Annotated in this window: 23 protein-coding genes and 1 other RNA gene; 2 read left to right on the forward strand and 22 right to left on the reverse strand. The window is 50.6% G+C overall.

What is annotated here, in order from left to right; all coding sequences use genetic code 11:
* Positions 1-10: 10 nt before the first annotated feature.
* From JDW22_RS04870 to JDW22_RS04950, 17 genes are all read right to left on the reverse strand, one after another.
* Positions 11-1165 (reverse strand): ATPase, T2SS/T4P/T4SS family, encoded by a 1155-nt coding sequence (locus tag JDW22_RS04870; RefSeq protein ID WP_200522051.1) that lies wholly within the window; start codon positions 1163-1165, stop codon positions 11-13.
* Between the two features lie 47 nt (positions 1166-1212).
* Positions 1213-2541: a type IV secretion system protein VirB10 gene (virB10, locus tag JDW22_RS04875; RefSeq protein WP_200522052.1), complete on the reverse strand. Its 1329-nt coding sequence runs from the start codon at positions 2539-2541 to the stop codon at positions 1213-1215.
* The gene (gene virB9 / locus JDW22_RS04880; RefSeq protein WP_200522054.1) at positions 2538-3365 is read right to left on the reverse strand and encodes a P-type conjugative transfer protein VirB9; all 828 of its coding nucleotides are present in this window, start codon (positions 3363-3365) and stop codon (positions 2538-2540) included. The genes virB10 and virB9 overlap by 4 nt, the downstream gene beginning before the upstream one ends.
* A gap of 11 nt (positions 3366-3376) precedes the next feature.
* Positions 3377-4111, reverse strand: a complete 735-nt coding sequence (locus tag JDW22_RS04885; protein WP_200522056.1) for a virB8 family protein — start codon at positions 4109-4111, stop codon at positions 3377-3379.
* A 276-nt stretch (positions 4112-4387) separates the two neighbouring features.
* On the reverse strand, positions 4388-4861 hold the full coding sequence (locus JDW22_RS04890) for a hypothetical protein (RefSeq protein ID WP_200522065.1): 474 nt from the start codon (positions 4859-4861) through the stop codon (positions 4388-4390).
* Between the two features lie 19 nt (positions 4862-4880).
* Positions 4881-5873, reverse strand: coding sequence for a type IV secretion system protein (locus JDW22_RS04895; RefSeq protein ID WP_200522067.1), 993 nt, complete (start codon positions 5871-5873; stop codon positions 4881-4883).
* Between the two features lie 58 nt (positions 5874-5931).
* A complete protein-coding gene (locus JDW22_RS04900) occupies positions 5932-6594 on the reverse strand; it encodes a type IV secretion system protein (protein ID WP_200522069.1) in 663 nt (220 codons plus the stop codon).
* Positions 6595-6643: 49 nt separating this feature from the next.
* Complete coding sequence (locus JDW22_RS04905) at positions 6644-7117, reverse strand: hypothetical protein (protein WP_200522070.1); 474 nt, start codon at positions 7115-7117, stop codon at positions 6644-6646.
* Positions 7118-7214: 97 nt separating this feature from the next.
* Positions 7215-9656: a VirB4 family type IV secretion/conjugal transfer ATPase gene (locus tag JDW22_RS04910; protein WP_200522071.1), complete on the reverse strand. Its 2442-nt coding sequence runs from the start codon at positions 9654-9656 to the stop codon at positions 7215-7217.
* A complete protein-coding gene (locus JDW22_RS04915) occupies positions 9565-9996 on the reverse strand; it encodes a type IV secretion system protein VirB3 (RefSeq protein WP_200522072.1) in 432 nt (143 codons plus the stop codon). Before JDW22_RS04915 ends, JDW22_RS04910 begins: the two co-directional genes overlap by 92 nt.
* Before the next feature lie 11 nt (positions 9997-10007).
* Positions 10008-10352: a TrbC/VirB2 family protein gene (locus JDW22_RS04920; RefSeq protein ID WP_235964912.1), complete on the reverse strand. Its 345-nt coding sequence runs from the start codon at positions 10350-10352 to the stop codon at positions 10008-10010.
* Between the two features lie 202 nt (positions 10353-10554).
* A complete protein-coding gene (locus tag JDW22_RS04925; RefSeq protein WP_200522073.1) occupies positions 10555-11412 on the reverse strand; it encodes a lytic transglycosylase domain-containing protein in 858 nt (285 codons plus the stop codon).
* Between the two features lie 328 nt (positions 11413-11740).
* A non-coding RNA gene (gene ssrS, locus JDW22_RS04930) (6S RNA) lies at positions 11741-11921 on the reverse strand.
* 9 nt (positions 11922-11930) lie between these two features.
* The gene (locus JDW22_RS04935) at positions 11931-12233 is read right to left on the reverse strand and encodes a cell division protein ZapA (protein ID WP_003793575.1); all 303 of its coding nucleotides are present in this window, start codon (positions 12231-12233) and stop codon (positions 11931-11933) included.
* A complete protein-coding gene (locus tag JDW22_RS04940; protein ID WP_200522074.1) occupies positions 12230-13165 on the reverse strand; it encodes a coiled-coil domain-containing protein in 936 nt (311 codons plus the stop codon). The genes JDW22_RS04935 and JDW22_RS04940 overlap by 4 nt, the downstream gene beginning before the upstream one ends.
* A gap of 139 nt (positions 13166-13304) precedes the next feature.
* Positions 13305-14294, reverse strand: a complete 990-nt coding sequence (locus JDW22_RS04945) for an NAD(P)H-dependent glycerol-3-phosphate dehydrogenase (protein WP_200522075.1) — start codon at positions 14292-14294, stop codon at positions 13305-13307.
* A 233-nt stretch (positions 14295-14527) separates the two neighbouring features.
* On the reverse strand, positions 14528-16198 hold the full coding sequence (locus JDW22_RS04950) for a formate--tetrahydrofolate ligase (RefSeq protein WP_207748817.1): 1671 nt from the start codon (positions 16196-16198) through the stop codon (positions 14528-14530).
* A gap of 196 nt (positions 16199-16394) precedes the next feature.
* On the opposite strand from JDW22_RS04950, the gene rbfA reads away from it, so the two are divergent.
* Both rbfA and pheS read left to right on the forward strand, forming a co-directional pair.
* Positions 16395-16772, forward strand: a complete 378-nt coding sequence (gene rbfA, locus JDW22_RS04955) for a 30S ribosome-binding factor RbfA (RefSeq protein WP_200522077.1) — start codon at positions 16395-16397, stop codon at positions 16770-16772.
* A gap of 94 nt (positions 16773-16866) precedes the next feature.
* A complete protein-coding gene (gene pheS, locus JDW22_RS04960; protein ID WP_200522078.1) occupies positions 16867-17862 on the forward strand; it encodes a phenylalanine--tRNA ligase subunit alpha in 996 nt (331 codons plus the stop codon).
* Between the two features lie 108 nt (positions 17863-17970).
* Here the strand turns inward: pheS and modB are convergent, their stop codons facing one another.
* The 5 genes from modB to JDW22_RS04985 all read right to left on the reverse strand — a co-directional run bounded on the left by modB (position 17971) and on the right by JDW22_RS04985 (position 21269).
* Positions 17971-18639 (reverse strand): molybdate ABC transporter permease subunit, encoded by a 669-nt coding sequence (gene modB, locus JDW22_RS04965; protein ID WP_200522714.1) that lies wholly within the window; start codon positions 18637-18639, stop codon positions 17971-17973.
* 178 nt (positions 18640-18817) lie between these two features.
* On the reverse strand, positions 18818-19204 hold the full coding sequence (locus tag JDW22_RS04970; RefSeq protein WP_040558255.1) for an MAPEG family protein: 387 nt from the start codon (positions 19202-19204) through the stop codon (positions 18818-18820).
* Positions 19205-19354: 150 nt separating this feature from the next.
* On the reverse strand, positions 19355-20101 hold the full coding sequence (gene modA, locus JDW22_RS04975; protein ID WP_200522079.1) for a molybdate ABC transporter substrate-binding protein: 747 nt from the start codon (positions 20099-20101) through the stop codon (positions 19355-19357).
* A gap of 31 nt (positions 20102-20132) precedes the next feature.
* On the reverse strand, positions 20133-20372 hold the full coding sequence (locus tag JDW22_RS04980) for a hypothetical protein (RefSeq protein WP_200522080.1): 240 nt from the start codon (positions 20370-20372) through the stop codon (positions 20133-20135).
* A 474-nt stretch (positions 20373-20846) separates the two neighbouring features.
* On the reverse strand, positions 20847-21269 hold the full coding sequence (locus tag JDW22_RS04985) for a TOBE domain-containing protein (RefSeq protein WP_200522081.1): 423 nt from the start codon (positions 21267-21269) through the stop codon (positions 20847-20849).
* Positions 21270-21351 lie beyond the last annotated feature (82 nt).

Consider the following 21351-nt stretch of genomic DNA (forward strand, 5'->3'; position numbering starts at 1 on the left):
TTCTTGTTTCCTACGCCCGCCCCCGCAGCGCGTAATACGTCGCCACTGGGTCATAATACAATTCGGTCATGTAGGTATGTTTGAAGAAACACACCACGTCAATCGTGGCGCGCACGGTGTTGAGAATGTACTCATACGGCATGGACTTGCCTGCTGCTGATTCCATTGCCAGTTGCGCGATGCGGTAATGCACGCTGCGGGCATCGTTGGCATGGACGGAAGTTAGCCCGCCGGGGTGTCCTGTATTCAGCGCGGAGAGGTAATCCCATGCTTCGTCGCCGCGTAGCTCAGTAAGCAGAATGCGGTCGGGTTTAAGCCGCATACAAGAAGCAATAATCTGCTTGGCGGTAATGTGTTCTTTGTAGAACAAGTGGGCATGGTTGGGGTGGTTAGGGGTGTCTAACTCGTGGGTGTCTTCAATGGTAATCAGGCGAGTATCGCTGGGGATTAAATCCACTAGGGATTTGGTAAACGTGGTTTTGCCTGAACCTGTGCCGCCGACCATGCAGATGTTGAGCTTTTGGGCGATGGCAATGCGAAAAAAGGTATCCAAATCGCGGTTGGCTTTGGCTGCCAGCATTTGGTATTGCCAATCGGCAAGGGGCACATCGTGCGGCAGCTTCATCTTGTCGGCGATGTCGGCGAAGTGGCGGCTGTTTTGGTGTAGGGCTTCTTGGGCGGTTTCGGAGGTGGCTTCGGTGGGGTTTTCAGGCTGCCTGAAATCTTCTGCTTTGCCGTGTTCGGAATAGTCCACGAAGGCTTGTAGGCGATGAGTTTTAATGTAATCGCCTAGGCTAAATCGGCTGGTGGAGGGTTTGCGGATGGCGAATACGGCGGTTTTGTCTTCGCAGCTAGGCGGCAGCATGATGTGTCCGCGCTCGCCGTCGGGAAGGGTTACGGAGTGGATGGGGTTTTGTGCCGTGATTTTTTTGCTATTAAAAATGCAAAGCGTGTTGGCTAATTTGATTAGGTTGTCCAAAGTGAGTTTGGAGTTTTCTATGCGCTCTACGCCAAAACTGCCTTCAATGAATAATTCAAATGGGCGGTTAATCATAATTTCGGTTAAGCCTTCGCGGGCGAGCAGTTTGCTGATGCCAAGGTTGTCTAGGATATTGCGCGTACTCGCGTCGGCGTAGATTTGGTTTTCTGCGATGGGTACATTCATGTTTACTCTCAATCAAAAAACCGCCTCAGAAGAGACGGTTTTATCTTTTATTGTTGGATGGAAACGGTGGAGGGTATGGGCAAAGCAGGCATATTTTGCGTGTCCACTCGTTGATAAACTTGGCTGAAATCTACATCTCTGGCTACCATGATGTTGATAATCGTGCCTTGATTGACATAGCCTGTGGGTGGAATGTTGATGCTGTTTTTCAGGGCTTCGGTTGCCATATCCTGTGCCGACTCTGAGGTATTGTCAAAATTAAACGTTTGACCATTATTGCCTTTGCTATTGCGGCGGTTGCTGGCGTAGTCGCCCAAGTCGCCAATCAGGCTAATCATAATCGCCCCGCCAAAACGCCGCCAAAAATGGTATTTCACCCGTGCGCCCACGCCTGATTCTCCCAGTTGTCCCGCTGACGGACTGGCGAGCTTGATGTGGATGCCATACGGAGTTTCGACTTCATTCCACAATACAAACACACGGGCTTGCCCTTGCAATAATGCGGCGGTTTGTTCGCCCACCACTTTGCTGCCACGCTCCACCAACAACACTTTGCCGTTGGCAGAATAAATGTCTTTCATGACCACGCAGCGGGTAAAACCGGGTAATGTGGTAACGATTTTGGTGTCCAAAGTACAAGGAATATTCGTGCTCTTGGATAACAAATAGGTTACATCGCCGCGCTGCTCGGCTTGGGTGGCAGCCGTTTGTGTGGGGTTGAGACGATTACCCCAGCCGCCTGCGCTTTCGCCGGGTTGCAAACCTGCCATTTCGCTGTTGTCCAGCCCGCGCACGCTGTTTACCGCTTGGGCGGTGGCTTGGCTGGTTTCATTATCTACGGATTGAATCACGCCGCTTTCAACCAACACATTGCCTGTTTTCTTGCGGTCATACGGGGTAAATTCAGGCTCGCTGGCTGTTGTCTGCTCCGTAGTCGTTTGCGTGGTTTCCGTTGTGGCAGGCTCGCTGCTGCTTTCAGGCTGCGGTTCTGATACGTCCGAAGCAGGTGTAGATGCGCCCAAATCCAATTGTTCGGCAGAAAAATCCTTTTTCTTTTTGTTGGCAATCATCTCTTCGGCTTTGGGTTTTTCCTCCACTTTTTCGTTGCCGCCACTTAACGCTTTCATTGTGCCAAGCGCAGATAAAGCAAAACCAATCAAGGCAATGCCTATCCACATCAGGCTTTTTGCGCCTTTGCTGCTGCCTTGCGACAAATCTTGCGGGATGCCGATTTCCACTTCGGGATTTTGTACCTGCTCTGCCATGCTGGTATCGGAATAGTCATAATGGGATGAATGCGGTGTTTCACGGGCAGTTATTTTATTGGGCTGTGGCTCACCGTATTCAGAGTAATCGTGTTCAGGACGGTTTGTCATGGTTGTTCTCCTGTGCTGATGCGAACGGCAGTTGGGCTATCGGTGCCTGTGCGGTTAAATTGCCCTTGCGGTTGATAACTGCGGTTTTCTATGCCCAGCACGCTTTTGCCCAAACGCAGTACAAATTTTTGAGCCGTTTCGTGCAACACGGTGGTGTCGCCTTCGGTGTGCGTGTTAAGCAGGGTTTCGCTGCCGTCTGCTTCTACACGGTAGATGGTGGGCATGGCGCGTCCGTTGTTGAATTGGAAATAAGTAAAACGTCCGTTATCCCATGCACCTGTGGGGGCGAGAGCTTTATCGCCGCGCGCCCAATAATTTAGGTTCGCCCCTGTTTCAGGCTGCTTGAAGGGCACGCCTGCCATTGCTTTCCGCACTTTATCCTGCCGTGCTAATAACTTGGCATTTTGTGCCGCTTCGGTGTCGGGGTAGCGGAAACGCAGAATGTAGGTGGCGGCTTGTTTTTCAGATGCGCTTTTTAAACGGAACGCATAAGTGCGTTTGTTGGTGGCAATCAAAAGGTTGGTATCGGGTTGCGGCGCAGTGGGTTTAAAAATGATGTTGCGCCCTTTGATGGCAAGATTCCATGCGGCGGTGTCGCCCATGCCTGCCAGTGCATTGTCGCCATCTAGCCGCTCATCGGCTTCTAATTCAATCAAGGTTGCCGTGCCGACTTTGGTCATCACAGGAAACACCTCATCGGCATAATAAATGGCGGTTTGGATGCGCTTATCACGCACAGAATGTTTGGGCTGCGCTTCGGCAAAGGCAGCCTGAAAAGGCAAAACCGCCAGCAAAGCGGCGGCGGTACAATGGGTTAATCGCATGATGTTGTCCTTTATTCAGCTTTCTCAGGGTCAGCGCGGTAGCTCATCACTTGGAAGCCGAGCGGATTGATTAGGCGGTCGCTCTCGTCTTGCGGCGCGCTTCTGTATTCATAGCCAATGGTGGCAATGTATTTTTCAGGAGCAGGCTTTGAATCACCCTCATACAACGGCACAACTTGTTTGGTGAAGCGAACTTGCGCGGTTTCTTTGGCAATAAAGGAAATAGAGGTAATCTCAATTTCTACCCGAAACTTGTCTTTCAAGACTTTGTGCGGCGCCGCCGTGGGGTGATTGAATATTTTGGAGATTTTTTCTTGCTCTTGAACATCGGAAAGCAACATGGTGGCGTTGTAACTGGCTTGCAGCGTATACCAATCATAGCCTTCGCGGTCGCGCACATATTTGGCTAACCAATATTTATCCACGACTTCGCCGTAACTCTCTTCTTTGGTTTTCATGATGCTCACAATATCCGTTGCGCCTGTACTGTTGTCCACACGAATCACAAACGGTACAGCGGTTTTGAGCGGGGTAAGTCCTGCCACGGCAAATACGGCTGCGCCCGCCACGAATAAACACAAGCCCGCCGAAATCCAAGCGAATTTGGCGAACTTGCGCGTGCGCTCGATTTCAGATTGCTCAAACTGTTTAGCAGACTGCATATAGGCTTTGGCTTCTTTGTCTAATTCTTTACGGCTCAGTGCTTTGGCAGGCTCGTTGTTGGGGTTTTTATTTTTCTTGAACATGGTGGTTATCCTGTTGGGTAGCGGGTTGTGAAGCGAATTGAGGGAGGGTTTGAGTGGCAGATTGTGCCGTTACGGCACTACTGTTGATGGGAAATGGTTTGCCGTAAGGTTTTTTTGGTTGATGGGAGCACGCAGCTAGCAGCGTGAACAGCAAAATGGAGAAAGGTAAAAAAGAACGGGGTTTCATATTTTTTCTCATCTGAATAACAAAAAAGAGGATAAAAAAAGCAGCCTGAACAATTCAGGCTGCCTAAATGAGCAAGGAGCAGAAAGAAATTAGTCGTCTCTACGTTGATTAACCACAAATACACGTTTAGCAAACAGCACAATTGAGCCAGAGAACACGCCAAACAAGAACATGGCAAACGCAGAAGAGGCAAAAATCATCACAAAATATTGGAAGTATTCCGCCAGCTTGATGATAAGTTGTTCATACATATTTGGGTTGGCAATGGCTTTTTGAGCCTCAAACCGTCCCATATAAGCCAAAAACAACAATGGCAGATTTGCCCAAAAAATAGTGGAAAAGATTTTGGAAAGAAAGGGTGTAGGACCTGTGTAATACCGCCATAAACGATGCGGCATCAAGCCCCAAAGGAATGTTCCTAAAAACACATACCAACAAGCCCCTGCAAGAAATCCAAAGATTTTGACAAATAGCTCGGGGTTATCCAATGCAATCATGCTAATCAACATAGCAGCAGAGCTGGCTAGATAGCCGATAATTAAGGCAATGCGTAATTCACCCATTTTTCATTTCCTTTCACAACTAAGTTGCTTTGATGCGGTTCGGTTTGATTTTGCTTGCCGCCCACGCTACGCCACGTTGTCGCGCATGGCGCGCGGCTAATCTGCCATGATTGGCAGCAGAAGCACCGCGTTGAATGCCATTGATAACAGATGATGTGCCACGCGCAGCAGTTGAAAAGCCTGAAATGCTGGCACCGCCTGTTAGGGCAGAAGCAATGGAGGGAACATTCAGAGCAGCAACAATAAATACGATTGTAGCAAAAAAGTACATACCAACGAGTGGAATAACGACCGCTACTGAAAATGGAGATGGAATTTGAAGTGCATTAACGCTGCCTTCCATGCTGTTTCTATAAAATTCAAGCTGTGCCGCAGCCAAGATAATGTAAAACATTATCGTTATGCTGTAATTTAAAATTTGCCCTATCCAATTCATGCCCCATTGTCGCGTAGCAGGGAATAACATTGAACCAATAAATATCGGACCGACAATCAATACCATTGCCAATGAAAGTTTGGCTACCAAATAAAAAGCGGCAATCGTACCAAAAAAAGCATAACCAAATAGAATGAGCAATAAGTGCATGATACCAATCATCAATTTTGTGCCAATATCTGTCATATCAGTCGCCCCCATCGCGCTACCAGACATCTGTGAAACCGCATCCAGCAACTTATCTACTTCACCATCCAAGACGTGCCCATTATACGGCTGACCATTTACGGCTTCGGATAGAAATTCAGGCAGCGTGTAAAGCGTTTGGGCAAAATCCACATACTGCGAAGCGTTAAAGGCACAAGAAATAATGATGAGCCATGCTGCCATGCGTTTAAACAAATCCATGATGTTTTCGTCAAAACCACGGTTGTAACCGTTCCATGCCACAATCACCACATAAACACCAAACAAGGCGGAAAATATGGGCGCAACTGCGGTGATGATATTGGCTGCTTTACCAAAAAAGTCCGAACCTAACCCTTTGAGAAAGGTATTGAATATATTTTCAAACATGCTATTTGCCTTTCTGTGTTTTCAGGCTGCCTTGTTAGGCAGCCTATTGTATTAGCCGTTATTTTTGGCAAGCAGAATAATCGCCTTTTGCGGCGTATTTGGTATAGCAGGCTTGCATATCGTGATATTGCTGTTGCTCTACCTCTTTTTGCATCCGATACAGCCGCTCGGTATTTTCAATTTCAATTTGTTGGTTTTGCAACTGGGCGGTGTAGGATGAAATTTGGTTGCGCAAATCGGCAGCGGCTTTCAAATCAGCGGCGTTTTTGGCAAGGTTGGTAAGGCGGTTGATTTCCTTAACGCGTTCATGGTTTTTCTCCAAAAAGCCTGATAGGTTTTCCAGTTGTTTAGATAACAGGCTTTGGTTAGTTGAAGCGGTGGTTTTGTAGTTTTTTGCGCTGCCTTTGCCAGCATTCACGCCTGCCTGTTTATACAAATTGCGTAACTCTTTGGGAATATCAGCATTTTTGAATACGTCTTTACCGATATTGCCCACATCGCGCAAACCGCTTAATGCTTGCACTTGCTCTTTGAGCTTTTGGATTTGCTCAATTTGGTTGTCAATTTGCTCTTTGAGCATCATGCCATTTTTAATGGCTTCACCTACGGCGGCAACGTCCGCAGTGGGAATGCCACTTGCCCATGTTACAGCAGGTGCAGACATCATCAGGCTGGTTGCCAAAATAGCAGAAACAACGGTTTTAAGTTGGGTCTTTTTCATGTGAAAAACTCCTAAAAAAATGCCGCAAAATGCGGCGGTGGTGGAAAAACTAGGGATGATAGGCTTGAACCGTCATGCGGTTTACGTCAAATTTATCGATGCAGTCTTGATAATTGCTGGTTACTTCTGTCCACTCTTTCGGGCTAACGAGTAGGCGATAGGCAAAAGCTCCGCCGCGCTCGTGGCGGGTGTTATAGGTGGGCATTTCAAATGAAACATACATATCTTTGCTGGTTTTGTTGTAAACCGAGCCTGTTAATTTCAGGCGGCTTTTGCCGGGGCAAGTGGCACTGTCATCAATCCAAAGCTGCATATTGCGCGTTTCGTATTGCGCGGTATTTTTGCTGGTAAGGGATAAGGTCTGACTGCTGGCGTGCCGGGTTTGCCCGCCACTGCCTGCAACCGAACCATTCAGGCTGCCTAATGCTTGGTTGGCGGTTTCCAATGCGGTGTTGAGTTCCGCGCAAGATGCCGTAAGCAATGTGGCAAGTAACAACGGAATCGATTTCAATGAATGGGGCATGATGTGCCTTTCTATGAATAATGGGAATAAGAATAGGCAGCCTGAAATCCTTTTTGCTATGGTTTTTCAGGCTGCCTCAGAGGTTACGCCAAAGATTTTAGGCTGCGCTAAATTGCGCTTGTAGCCGTGCTTCACGTTGCCGCCGTTTGATTTCTCGGCGTTGATGGATGGCTTCAATAAATGGCTCGTACCATACTTCGGGGTCTTCGCCATATTCCGCCATCACGCGGTGCAACAATTCCACGTTGTCCGAGCTACCCGACAATATCGCTATTTCGTCGTTAAAGCCTTTCAAATCCAGCTTGGCAAAAGCCGATTGCGTGGATTGTTTGACGAGAAACGTGCGACTGGCAAGCGAGAGTTTTTTTAATTCCTTAAACTCTTTGAACGTCATATTGCAACGTTGATAGCTGCCTTCAAATTCCGCATCAGGATTGGGCAAATAAATTTTGGTTGGTGTTTGTTGCACAATCACAGGGAAAATGCTGCTGTTAATCGCATCTTCGGGCGATTGTGATACCAAAACCAACCAGCCGCCACGTTTGCGGTCGGTTTTTAGGATTTTGGTCATCAAATCAGAGGTTGCACTGAATTTAGCGGCATACCAAAACTCTTCAATAATGGTTGCCAAGATGCCATCCTGTTCTGCCACCCTATCCATCATCATGTTGCGCAAATGAAAGAGGTACATCAATACAGGCGCGGTGGGTGGATAGTTATCTTTCAGAATATCGGTTAAATCAAAACCGATGCGTCCAAAATCATCAGGGTTGAACAAGTTGCGTGGATTATCCAAGCACCATGCGAAACGCCCTCCCTCACTTCTGCACCACCGCGAAAGACGAATACGCAACGAGTTGGGGTCGGAATCGTGGGGGATTTGTTGCAGCAAATGGCTAAAATGACGCATTTCCCAATCTAAATCCATCGTGGTATCCACTGCTAGCTGGATTTGCTTCTCTTCCTCGGCGGTTACGTTGCCCTCATTATCTGCGCCGCATTGTGCTACCAGTGAATACAAAAATTCACGGTTAGCAGGCGTATCAGGCAGTTGGAACGGATTTAAACCCGTGGGTTCGCCTTCTGCCAACGCAAAATAGCTGCCACCGAGCACGCGCAAAAAGATTTCCATGCCTCTATCCAAATCCAAAACAAACATAAACGGGTTAAAGCGTTCAGTAAACGCCATCAGGCTGCATTGCAAGGTGGTTTTACCTGTACCTGTTGCGCCTAAAATCAAGGTATGCCCTGCGATTTTGTCGTCTGTGTTGTCTTCTTTGAGATTGGAAAAATGGAAATTGAAGTTATAGATGGTTTTGGAAACGGTTTGCAAGGGAACAATGGCAGAACCATCACCAATCGGATTGCCTTCTTTTTTGCCACATGAATAGTTGTGGATGCCAAAAGTACACGCTAAATTCTGCGTGGTTTTGGGAAACGAACGTGGTTTGTCTTTGCTACCGGGCACTTGGCTGAAATAAGTGGATGGCGCAGACTGGCTGGCTTTGGTAAAACGAAAACCGCCTGCATTCATAAACGCTGCATAGGCTTTTGCTCCATTTTCAGCAGCCTGAGCAGCAGTATCACCATACACAACCAAGGCTGCATGGTAATCTCCAAACATCAATGCGCCCGACGTGAGCAAACCTTGCCCCACCATCAATTCGTCTTGCTGCAAAATGGCTTGGTCGTTTACGGCTTGCAGGTTATCCAAATGGCGACGTATCTCTTGCTGCATTTTGTAGGAGTTCACATAAATCAGGCTTTGCGTGAGTGTGAATGCACAAGGCAAGGTTAAGATACTGGTAAAAATTTTGGGTTTAGACAAACCAAAATCTTTCAAATCATAATGAATGGAAAACTGCCGTTTTTGCCCATTTTTGGGGCGGATTTCGGCAATGTCTGTGCCAAAGTGCAAATCGGCGTTACCAATCGTCTGATACGCATCTACATTGGATAACGGCACGCGCTCGTGGCAGCCATTTACCAATCTGCTGATAAATTCATACACCTCAGAAAACATCACGCCCTGCTGGTTTTGATACACGGTTAAAAGTGTGGGGTCGTAGGGGTCTAATGCGCTCAACAGAATTTCGGATAACTCTTTGGCTTCTTTAATCGCGCTGTCAATGTTGCTGCTTTTGATGAGTGCAGAGAAATAGAACACGTTTTCAAAATAATCATCTTTTTGGAAACGGGCGAGATATTTATTGGAAAACTGTTGGCAAAAGGTAGTCTGAAAATGGTAATTGCGATTGAAATCAATCTTTTGCCGCACAACGTGCGTCCATACTGCCAAACGGTCGCCCAAAGTTTTGCCCAAACCTGCAAAAGTGTTGGCAAGATTGGAAAACTCGGCAAATAAAACATTGTCATCCACGCTATCAAACGGCATACCGTCCATGCGTATCACAAACAACAAATAGCCGTCCTTGTACCACACAAAATTAGGTGTAACGTGTTGGCACATCTTGGGTAGAAAATCGGCGTGGGACGGTTGGTTTTTCCCCTGCTTCTTCCAAAAATCGCTGGTAATCATCAAATTTCCTTCCGTATTGCATTGCTGAAATGGTATTGGTGCCGCCCCATATTTTGGTGTTGCGACGACGCAGCAACCACAAGGCTTCTAGGGCATAAATTTTTAGAGCTTGGTCATCGTTAGCGCAGATGGTTTTAAGCCCGAAAAAAAGCGGAATGCCCAATGCCAAAATAAACAATGCCCTTCCATGCAGGAAGGGCAGAGTAATGGCGGTGAGCAATACCAAAACAAAACTGCACGTTACCAATTCCATTAACGGCACGCCAAACAGCATCGCTTTACGGTTAAGCGCGTTAAAGGTGGGGTATTCGGTGTCTATGTCTTGTTCGTATTCGTCCATGGTTTGCTTTCTTAAAACTTGATGCCCTTGCCAATGTCAAACAGCCATGTGGCAGCCGCAATGCTCGCACCTGCACCGATAATCCACATACACACTTCCAAAACGTCGGTGATGTGCTTTTTGCCGAAATAGCCCCATGCAAAGGTACACAGTAACGCAATCGCAGCCAACACCCCGACTACGGCGTAAATGGCATTTTGGATGCTTGTCGCGGCTTTGGTTATATCCGCTTCAAAACCACCTGCTGCCATCGCAGTTTGCATACTCAATAACAAAGCGCATAGGGCAGCAGCTTTGAGCCAATGTTTTGTTTCATTAGTTGAAACCATTTTTGTGACACTCCAAAAAATAAACAAAAAAATACTGCCCTTTCACTACTAGGGCAGCCTGAAAACGGCTTCACATCGCGCGAACAGCCAACAATGCAAAACCGACCAAAGCCATACCCCGTTGATTTCAAAACATATCATCGGGGGCATGACATTTAGTTACGAAAAAAGCCACGTTAGTTAGGGCTAACGTGGCTTTTGAATGGTTGAAAAAGAAAGAAAAACGAGACTAGAACTCGCCGAATACATCCCATGCAGCGCGGGGTTTTGCGGGTAGTGCTTCTGCGCTCTGTGGTGTGTTGGGCGCATCATCGTATGATACAGTTTCAGGCTGCCGCTGTTCGGGTTGATAGGCAACAGCGTGAACGGTTTTGACCGCCTGCGCGTTAGCAGGTGGCGTGCGGTTCACATACACCGATGGGGTAACGGGAACAGAATTGGTTTTGCCGGTTCTGCCGGGCGCAGCCAATGGCGCAGTTGGATTAATAGCCGGCACGTTGTATGCCAACAGTTGATGCTGGTTGTTTTCACGGGCGGCATTGAGAATTTTAACCACATAGGGCGGTTGCCCTTTGAAATCTGCTTTAAAGCCCGTACCAAAATTTCCGCTGTAATAACAGCTAAACGCTTTTTGCAGATGAGCCTGTGTTGCCCCACCCGCGCGCTTAAAGCACTCTTGCAAAATGGCTGCCCCAGTGGCGACGTTTTTGCAGGGATGGAACACGGTTTCATAGTTCAAACCAAAATGTGCCAAGTTTTTCTTGTTGATTTGCATCAGCCCCATGCTGAAATTGCGTCCTTCCCGATGCAGCTTGTTGGCGGCGGCAACGGCTTCACCCAACGTTTCAGGCTGCTTTTTAAGCGCGCCGCCGACTACACCAATTACAAAAGGGTTAAACTTGCTCTCCACCCGCGCCACCGCTTGCAAGGTATCGGGATGTACCGTGCTGCCGCATTGCTCGGCTAGCTGGTTAAACGAAACCCGCTGCGATGAGGCAGCGGGTTTGAGTGAGCGGGGTGTTTGAGCAGCCATCGTTTGAAAAGGCAAAGCGGTTGCCAGCAAAAGGGCAATGGTTTTTTTAAACATAATGAATCCTCGCAAAAAACAAAAACGAAAAAATCCACAAAAATCCGTGTAGATGTTTGCGTTTTGGCTCTTTTGCGCGTGTGTCCAATTTGTGCCTGAATGTGGCTGAATTAGACTGTTTTAGACTGTATTGTGCAGGTATTGACTCTTTAATAATCAATTAGTTAAAAATATAGTTCGGGACTGTTAATCCGCAGGTCGCTGGTTCGAGCCCAGCTCGGGGAGCTAAAAAAGCCAAGTTTTTCGGAACTTGGCTTTTTGCTTGTCTTCACGCAAGACAAACGCGCAAAACAAAACACCGTTCCATCAGGAAACGGTGTTTTTCACATGGAACCCCGCGAATGCCGTTTCGGCTGAGTCCGCTTGAACCTTGTACACAAGGTGGTCATCTCGGGTAACTTCGGGTGCAATCTAACAAGAGACCGCTCGCGCCTGTTACAACTCCCGACAACCGAGCAAACTTTATTGGTTCAAGGAAATGTGTGCCATTACGAGCACCGCAGGGAAATTTAACGGGTTCAACTTTTGCTCAGCGTTTCGTCGCAAAGCTTGATGAGTGATTGGATTTTACGTTCATACTCTTGGCTTGGCAAGGCTTCTTGTTCATATTTATTCGCTATTTTGAGCAAATCGTGCGAAAGGTTGAGCGCCGCCATAATCACCACTTTTTCGGTTTCCATGCTCTGGCTGGCTCCTTGGATAGCGGTGATTTTTTGGTTCAACATCTCCACCGCTTTATACAAGGTTTCGCGCTCGCTGTTGGGGGTGCCAATGGTAAATTGGCGGTTGAGAATTTCAACGCTGATTTGTTCAATGCTCATGGGATGGTTTCCTCGTGATTGTTTTCAAGCGCGGGCAGACGGTCTAGCAAAGCGCGAATTTTGTTGGCATTTTCTTGCAAGAGCGCGCGATAGGCATGGTTTTGCGTGATAAGTTGTTCCACTTGCTGTTGCAATTGGGTGTTTTCGTTTTCCAAATGTTCTTTTTGTTGGTTAAACATTTGGTTGAGCTCGTTTAGGCTTTTTTCGTGTTGCTCGGTTTGCAGGGCAAATTCCATGCGGAAGCGCTCGGCTTCTTGCGCCAGCTGGGTGGCAAGGGCTTCTTTTTCGGCGTTTACGCTATCTAGCAGGGATTTTTCTTGTGTTTGCCATTCAGATTTGGCATCGGTGAGCGAGGCGCGCAGTTGCGCGGTTTCGTTGTCGTATTGGGCGATGCGGTGTTCGGCTTCGCTTAGCTGCGCTTGCAGTTCGGCAAGCTGTTCGGTTAATTCGTTGTTGCTTTGTTGTAGGGTGTTTTGCGTTTCGCTGGCTTGTTGTTTTTGCGAGGTGAGTTCTTGGCGCAACACGAGTGCGCTGTCTTCGGCGGCTTGCAGCCGCTCTTGCAATTCTTTGAATTTATCGCCGTGTTGTTCTTGCTCGGTAAAGCGTTCTTGCCAGCTTTTTTCTTTGTTTTGAATGGTGTTTTGCAGGAAGGAGATTTGATCGCGCAGATTGATGCGTTCGGTTTCCAAAAGTTTGATTTGTTGTTCTTGGAATTGCAGTTTGTGGTTGAGTTCTTCGTCGTTGGCGGTGTTGGCTTTGTTTACGGCGGCGGCAAGCTGTTCTTCCCAGTGCAGCATTTGGGCATCGTATTCTCTGCGTTCCACCACGAGCTTGGCTTTGAGCTTTTGGTTGTCTTCGTAAAGATGGTGTAGCTTGCTGGCTAGGGTTTTGATTTTGGATTCTAGAATGTCTAGGTCTTTGAGTGTGGTCATGGGATTTCCAAAGGGTGGGGCGACATGAAATGGGTTTTCAGGCTGCCTCTATGGGGCGCGATGGACTGGATAGGCAGCCTGAAAATGGGTAAGGAATGCGGTAAAACGTTGAACTTAAATCACGCTTAATGGCGCGGAATTATTCGCTTTTGGGTTCGCGCTGCATCAGCCGTTCTACGACATCGCTGGCGGCTAATTCGTTGCGGACGAGTTGGTAGAGCATATCGGTGATGGGCATATCAATTTGGTATTTGGCGGCGGCGTTGTGCACTTCTTCTATGGTAGGCACGCCCTCGGCAACGTGTCCGATTTCTTTGAGCACTTGGTGCAGGGTTTTGCCTTCTGCCAAGCCCAAGCCCACTTTGCGGTTGCGGGACAATGCGCCTGTGCACGTTAAAATCAGATCGCCCATCCCTGCCAAGCCCATCATGGTTTTGGTGTGTGCGCCCATGGCAACGGCAAGGCGGGTAATTTCGGCTAAACCGCGTGTTACCAAGGCGGCGCGGGCGTTTAAGCCGTAGTTCAATCCGTCGGATAAGCCTGTGGCGATTGCCATAATGTTTTTGACTGCGCCGCCCACGGACACGCCAATCACGTCGCTGTTGGCATACAGGCGCATCACGTTGGTGTTCAACGCTTGCACCAAGCCGTGTAGCCATGCTTCGTTTTCGGAGGCAAGGCACACGGCGCAGGGTAGCTGTTGGGCGAGTTCTTGCGCGAAGCTAGGCCCTGATAACACACCGATGCGTGGGTTTTCAGGCAGCACTTCTTGCACCACTTGATAAGTGAGCAAGCCTGTATCCAGTTCAAAGCCTTTGCAGGCGGTGAGAATGGGGAGATGACCGCCGCCGTGCTGTTTAAGCAGTTCCACGCTAGAACGCAGCCCTACCACGGGCGTTACCACCAGCACCAATTCGCTATCGCGCAGGGCTTCGGACATATCGGCATACACATTTAGGTTATCAGGCAGCCTGAAATTGGGCAGATAGCGTTCGTTTTCGCGGCTTTGCTGCATGGTTTGGGCGTGCTCGGCGTTGTGCGTCCACATGGCGATTGGGTGATTGTGTTTCGCAAAATGGATGCCAAGGGCAGTGCCCCATGCACCTGCGCCTAAAATGGTGATGTTCATATGCTTATCCTTTGCTGGAACGGGCTGGCAACAATGCGGGCGATTCTATCATAAGATGTTTGTTTTTGTTTAGGTTGGTTAAGAACCTGTTTCAAGATGATTTCAGGCTGCCTTTGGGGGATAAGGCAGCCTGAAAAATGTAAACGGAATGTGTTTGAATGATGGGCGTTTGCCAAATATATGTTTTCAGGCTGCCTCATGTGTTCACAAAGGCAGCCTGAAAAACGCTGTGGCTAAAACAACCCGCTGATTTTGCCGTTTTCGTCCACATCAATGCGCTCGGCGGCGGGCGATTTGGGCAGCCCCGGCATTTTCATCATCGCGCCACACAATGCCACGATAAACCCTGCACCTGCGGATACGGTGATGCCGCGCACGTTGATGGTAAAGCCTTCGGGCTTGCCCAGTAGTTTGGCGTTGTCGCTGAGGGAATACTGCGTTTTTGCCATGCAAATGGGCAGCTTATCCAAGCCAAGCCGTTCCAAATTGGCGATTTCGGCGGCGGCTTCGGCGCTGAATGTTACGCCTGCTGCGCCATAGATTTTGCTGGCGATGGCATTGATTTTGTTGGCAATGCTGTCGTTGGCATCGTAAGCAAAGGCAAATTCGTTGGACTCGTTTTCAATGGCGGCAACCACTTTGCGCGCCAAATCTTCGCCGCCTGCGCCGCCTTTTGCCCACACTTCAGCAAGCGAAACGGCTGCGCCCGCTTGTTGACAAGCGGCTTCAATGGCGGCGAGCTCGGCATCGCTGTCGGATGTGAAGCGGTTAATCGCCACCACCACAGGCAGCCTGAAAACGTGTTTCATGTTGTTGATGTGCTTGATAAGGTTGGGCAAACCGCGCTGCACCGCCGCCACGTTTTCGTTGTTCAAATCGGCTTTTTCTACGCCGCCGTTGTATTTGAGGGCGCGCACGGTGGCGACAATCACGGCACAATCGGGGCGCAAACCTGCCAGCCGCGCTTTGATATCGCAGAATTTTTCTGCGCCCAAATCCGCGCCAAAGCCCGCTTCGGTTACGGCGTAGTCGCCCAAATGTTGCGCCAAGCGCGTTGCCAACACGGAATTGCAGCCGTGCGCGATGTTGGCAAACGGCCCACCGTGCACCAGCGCGGGGCTGCCTGCCAGCGTTTGCACAAGGTTAGGCTTGATGGCGTCTTTGAGCAGGGCTGCCATCGCGCCGTGGGCGTGCAAATCTTTGGCGTAAACGGGTTGGTTGTCAAAAGTGTAGGCGATTAAGATGTTGCCAAGCCGTTGTTTCAAATCAACAATGTCGTTTGCAAGGCAGAAAATCGCCATCACTTCGCTGGCAACGGTGATGTCAAAGCCATCGGGGCGCATCACGCCGTCGGTGGGTTTGCCTAAGCCGTTGATGATGTTGCGCAATTGTCTGTCGTTCATGTCCACCACGCGCCGCCACAGCACGCGCTTGGGGTCTATGCCCAGCGCGTTGCCTTGGTAGATGTGGTTATCCAGCATGGCGGCGAGCAGGTTGTTGGCCGCGCCGATGGCGTGGAAATCGCCGGTGAAGTGCAGGTTGATGTCTTCCATGGGCACAACTTGGGCGTAGCCGCCGCCTGCCGCGCCGCCTTTGATGCCGAACACAGGGCCCAGCGATGGCTCGCGCATGGCAACCACGGCTTGCTTACCGATGCGGTTGAGCGCGTCGGTGAGCCCGATGGTGAGCGTGGTTTTGCCTTCGCCTGCAGGCGTGGGATTGATGGCGGTTACCAGCACCAGCTTGCCGCGCTTGTTAGGCAGCCTGAAAGCATCGGCGGGGTTGATTTTGGCTTTGTATTTGCCGTATTGCTCCAAATCATCGGGCGCAATGCCGAGTTGGGCGGCGATTTGGGCGATGGGTTGCAAGGTGGCGGCTTGGGCGATTTGAACGTCGGTTTGCATGATGATTCCTTGTGGAGGGTTGCGGGGATGGGGCGGATTATACCGATAATGGGCTAATAGGCAGCCTGAAAATGATAGCCAGCCTGAAAAAGGGTTGGCAACGATGTTTTAGCTTTGGTTGCACGCGCTTTGCGCGTTTCAGGCTGCCTAGCATTTCGGTTATAATCGCCGCTATTTTGCAACGAGAACAATCAACATGAAAAAACAACAACGCAACGGCTACGCACGCGTGGACCGTGTTAAAGAACAAATCATGCGCGAGCTTGCCGAGCTAGTTCGCACCGAGCTTAAAGACCCGCGCGCAGGCTTGATTACGATTAACGATGTGGACGTAACCCGCGATTACAGCCACGCCACCGTGTATTACACCGTACTCAACGGCGACCGTGCCGCCAGTGCCGAAGCCTTGGAGCACGCCAAAGGTTTTCTGCGCAGCGAGCTATCGCGCCGCATTACCGTGTTTCGCGTGCCCGAGCTGCATTTTGAATACGACCACTCGCTGGAACGCGGCATGACGCTGTCGCATTTGATTGAGCAAGCGGCAGCTGAGCCTGATGTACCTGATGTGGAATGATTGAGGCAGCCTGAAAACGATAAAGGCAGCCTGAAAACGCCATTTCGCATATTCCCATCCCTTTCTAACTCCAATTCCCATCCCAAAAAACACTATGCAAAACAACGCCACCCAAATCGCCGAACGCGGTATCGCCGCCATCCAATCGGCGGAAAACACCCAAGCCCTTGAACTCATCAAAGCGCAGTATTTAGGCAAAACAGGCGAACTCAACGCCCTGCTCAAACAACTGGGCGCGTTATCCGTTGAAGAGAAAAAAACCGTAGGCGCGCACATCAACGAATGCAAAACCCGTTTTCAGGCTGCCTACGATGCCAAACGCGCCGCCTTTGCCGATGCCGAATTGCAGCAAAAACTCGCCGCCGAAGCCTTGGACGTAACCCTGCCATCGCGCGGGCAATCCGCAGGCGGCTTGCACCCCGTAACGCTCACCTTGCAGCGCGTGGTGGAGCTGTTTCACGGCATGGGTTTTGACGTGGCAGACGGCCCCGAAATTGAAGACGATTTCCACAATTTCCAAGCTCTCAATATCCCGCAAAACCACCCCGCCCGCGCCATGCAAGACACGTTTTACACCGAAGGCGGCAACGTACTGCGCACCCACACCTCGCCGATTCAAATCCGCTATATGCTGGACAAAAAAAATCCGCCCATCCGCATCATCGCGCCGGGGCGCGTGTACCGCGTGGACAGCGATGCCACGCACTCGCCCATGTTCCACCAATGCGAAGGCTTGTGGGTGGAAGAAGGCGTGAGCTTTGCCGATTTGAAAGCCGTGTTCACCGATTTTATCCGCCGCTTTTTTGAGCGCGATGATTTGCAAGTGCGCTTTCGCCCGAGCTTTTTCCCGTTTACCGAGCCGTCTGCCGAGATTGACATCATGGGCGACAACGGCAAATGGCTGGAAGTGGGCGGCTGCGGCATGGTGCACCCGAACGTGTTGAAGAATGTGAACATCGACCCCGAGCAATACACAGGCTTTGCCTTTGGCATCGGGCTGGATAGATTTGCCATGCTGCGTTATGGCGTGAACGATTTGCGGTTGTTTTTTGACAACGATTTGAATTTCTTGAAACAGTTTGCGCAGTAAGCAAATCATGGTTTTCAGGCTGCCTTTGCACAGAACAAAAGGCAGCCTGAAATTTATCCCTTACCCATTTTCAGGCTGCCTAAACGAGCACTTAGGCAGCCTGAAAACCTATCCACGCCGTTTCCATTTCGCCAACGCGGTCGCGCTGAGCAGCATAGTGATGCACACCAGCGAGATGATGATTACCAGCTTATTCGCCAGCGCATCGTCGCCCGCTTGCACGGCTTCGTACACGGCGATGGAAAGCGTTTGCGTTTCGTTAGGGATGCTGCCTGCCACCATCAGCGTGGCGCCAAATTCGCCCAGCGCGCGGGCAAAGGCGAGCAGCACGCCCGCGAGGATGCCGCGCCATGCGAGCGGCAGGGTTACGTTAAAAAAGATTTGCCTGCGCGATGCGCCAAACACGGTTGCCATTTTTTCCAAATTGGGGGCGATGTTTTCAAACGCGGCGCGGGCGGGCTTGGTAATCAGCGGGAACGTTACCACCACGGCGGCGATGACTGCGCCTTGCCATGTGAAAATGAGGTTGATGCCGAAGCTGTCGTTTAGCCATTTGCCGATGCTGCCTTGTTTGCCCAGCAGCACCAGCAGGTAGTAGCCCATCACGGTGGGCGGCAGCACCATGGGCAGCACGAGGATGGTGTCCAGCAGTTCGCGCCCGATGAAGCGTTTGCGGGCGAGAAAATAGCCCGCGAGCGTGCCAAGCACGAGATTAACGGCGGTGGCGATAAGGGCGACTTTGAGCGAGAGATAAAGGGCGGGGAAGATTTCGGGCATGGTGAAATGGGCGGTTTGCAGTAAACAAGAAGCAAGGGATGGAAACAATTGCGCGAACACGGGCTACCATGCACGCAGGGAAAGGTTGAGTACGGCTTGGCAATATTCGGGGGAATAGGGGCGGATATGGATATTCATGAACGTGAGGATTGCTATAAGGTCGGCGGATTCGGCGTACTTAACAGGCGGCGATAAACAGCGCAACGATACACATCAGGCAGCCGTACCAGATATTGGAGCGCAAGGCGGCCTTATCCTGTGCGTACGCCCAAATATAGGCGGCACGCAGCAGTAGGAATGCGGCGGACAGGGTATTAACAGTACTTTGCGCAGCTTCGCCTGTGGCGTGGGCAATGATGACGGCGGCGGCATAAAGCGGCAGCATTTCGTAGCCGTTCTGCTCTGCGGCAAAAAGCCGTGCCGCTTTGCCAGATGCCTGCGCGCGGTGGCGGCGGGGTTCGCGGTTGGCTTCGGCATCAAGCAGTCGGGCGGACTTCTTGGCCAAGAGGGAACACAGGCTGTTGAACAGGGCGAAGATAAGTATGCTGAAATAGGCGAAGGTCATCGGGGTTTCCTGATTATTGGGCTGTTGGGGCGGGATGGTTTTCAGGCAGCCTTTGGGTTTTGGGGCTACCTGAAAATTGATGTGGAATGCTGCAGGCAGCCTGAAACGCATTTTGCGGGTTTTCAGGCTGCCTTTTGTGATGCGGATGGATTATTTCGCGGCGCTAAATCCGTAGCGTTGCAATACGCGTTGTCCTTCGGCAGAAAGCACATAGTTCACGAAGCGTTGGGCTTCGTTGGCGACTTTGCTGCTTTGGGTGAGCGCGATGGGGTAGGCAACGGGTTTTTCGGTGGCAACAGTGGCAACGATGTTTACGGCGTGGGGTTTGAGCGCGGCATCGGTGCGATACACAAAGCCCGCTTCGGTTTCGCTGCGGATAACGTAATCCAGCGCTTGGCGCACGTTTTGAGTGTTAACTACTTTGGGTTTCAGGCTGTCCCACAGTTTTTGTTTTTCCAGCGCGGCTTGGGTGTATGCGCCTGCTGGCACGCTGGCGGGATTGCCCACGGCGATACGTTTCACGCCTTCTTGTTGCAGGTCTTTGGGCTGTTTGATTTTCAGGCTGCTGCTTTTGGGCGTAATCAACACGAGCGAATTGAGGGCGAAGGTTTTGCGCGTTTGTGGACGGATGAGGTTTTGCGCGGCGGCTTTGTCCATGGTGGCGAGGTCTGCGGTGGCGAGCACGTCCACGGGCGCGCCTTGGGCGAGCTGTTGCAGCAGCGTGCCTGAGGCGGCGGTGTTCAGTTTGATTTTGGCATCGGGGTGCTGTTTTTCGTATTGGCGGGCGATGTCGGTGAACGCTTCTTTAAGGCTGGCGGCAGCGGAGACGGTGATGTCTTCGGCTTGGGCGAACGCGCTGGCGGCTAGGAGCACGGCGGCGATAAGGGATTTTTTCATGGTTTGTCTTTCTTTCTGATTAGCTAATGAGCTAGTTCGTTTGGGGGAAAAGGGCGTAGCGTAGTGCAAAGGTGGAGGCTTGGGTATTGGTGGAATGGGGGAGGAGGTGGGGTAGTTCTTTTGGATTAGATGGGTAGGGGTTAGGCAGCCTGAAATGAAGTTTGGGGTCGCTAAAATTGGTTTGGGCTGAAATGTGCGTTGTACTGCATATCACGCTTTGGGTTACTGCTTTGTGGTTAGCGTTGGGTGTAGTTTTAACCATGCGTCTCATGCCGACGGGGCCCTTACTTTTCTTTGCTTCGCCAAAGAAAAGTAAGCAAAAGAAAGGCGACCCCGACGTGCAGGTCTGCTTCGCAGACTTCCCTCACTCCGCATCCTTTTTTCGGCGCATGCGAACTAGTCGCACTTCGTGCGCCGTCGGGCAAGCGCACGCTTTTTCCCGAAAAAAGGATGCTGCGTTCGGCTGGACGTAGGGGAGTGAGCAGCAGCATCAACCAGTTGCGATAGATTAGGCAGCCTGAAAGGCAATCTATCCAGTAAAAAATCGTTTGGCAAAAGGCTAAACGGTTTTGTTTTTCAGGCTGCCTTTGGGGTTGAGGGCAAAGGTGGGGCGGCGGTGGGGTGCAGGGGCTTGCCCCTGCTCGTGGTAGGCGGCGAAACGCCTGCTCTGGCAAAAGATAAGGAATGTTTTGAGGCAGCCTGGAAATGGGTGGGGAGAGGTTTCAGGCTGCCTCGCTATGCTTGTTCACAAAATCGCGAGCATGGTTTGGTTGGCAAAAAACACGGCGGTGATGCGTTGCCCTGCGCGGATGTCTAGGCTTTCGCTGCTGTTGAGTGTGATGGCGGCGGCGAGGGTGAAGCCGTCGTCGATGCGCAGGCGCACGATGTTGTTTACTGCGCCTTGTTCTATGGCTTCTACGCGGGCTTCTAGGCTGTTTTCGGCGGAAAGGCGCAGCGGGTGGATTTCGGTGAACAGGGTGATGGCGTTGGCTTTGAACAGCAGCACGGCGGTTTGCCCGATTTGCGGTTTCAGGCTGCGGTAGGCGGGCGGGCTGATATGGCTGTACACCAGATGCTTGCCGCATTGCACGGCGATGCTGTGGCAGCCTGAACAGTCTTCTATGCTGTGAATAATGCCGGTGAGTTGGTTGCGGGCGCTGCTTTTCATGGGGTTTCCTTGTTGTATCAATTGGTTTTAGCTTCGCAACTCCGTTACGCTTCGCAGGCTGCCTGATTGTGCGGCAGAGGCA

This window comes from Kingella bonacorsii (genome assembly GCF_016623605.1).
Classification (GTDB): Bacteria; Pseudomonadota; Gammaproteobacteria; order Burkholderiales; family Neisseriaceae; genus Kingella_B; species Kingella_B oralis.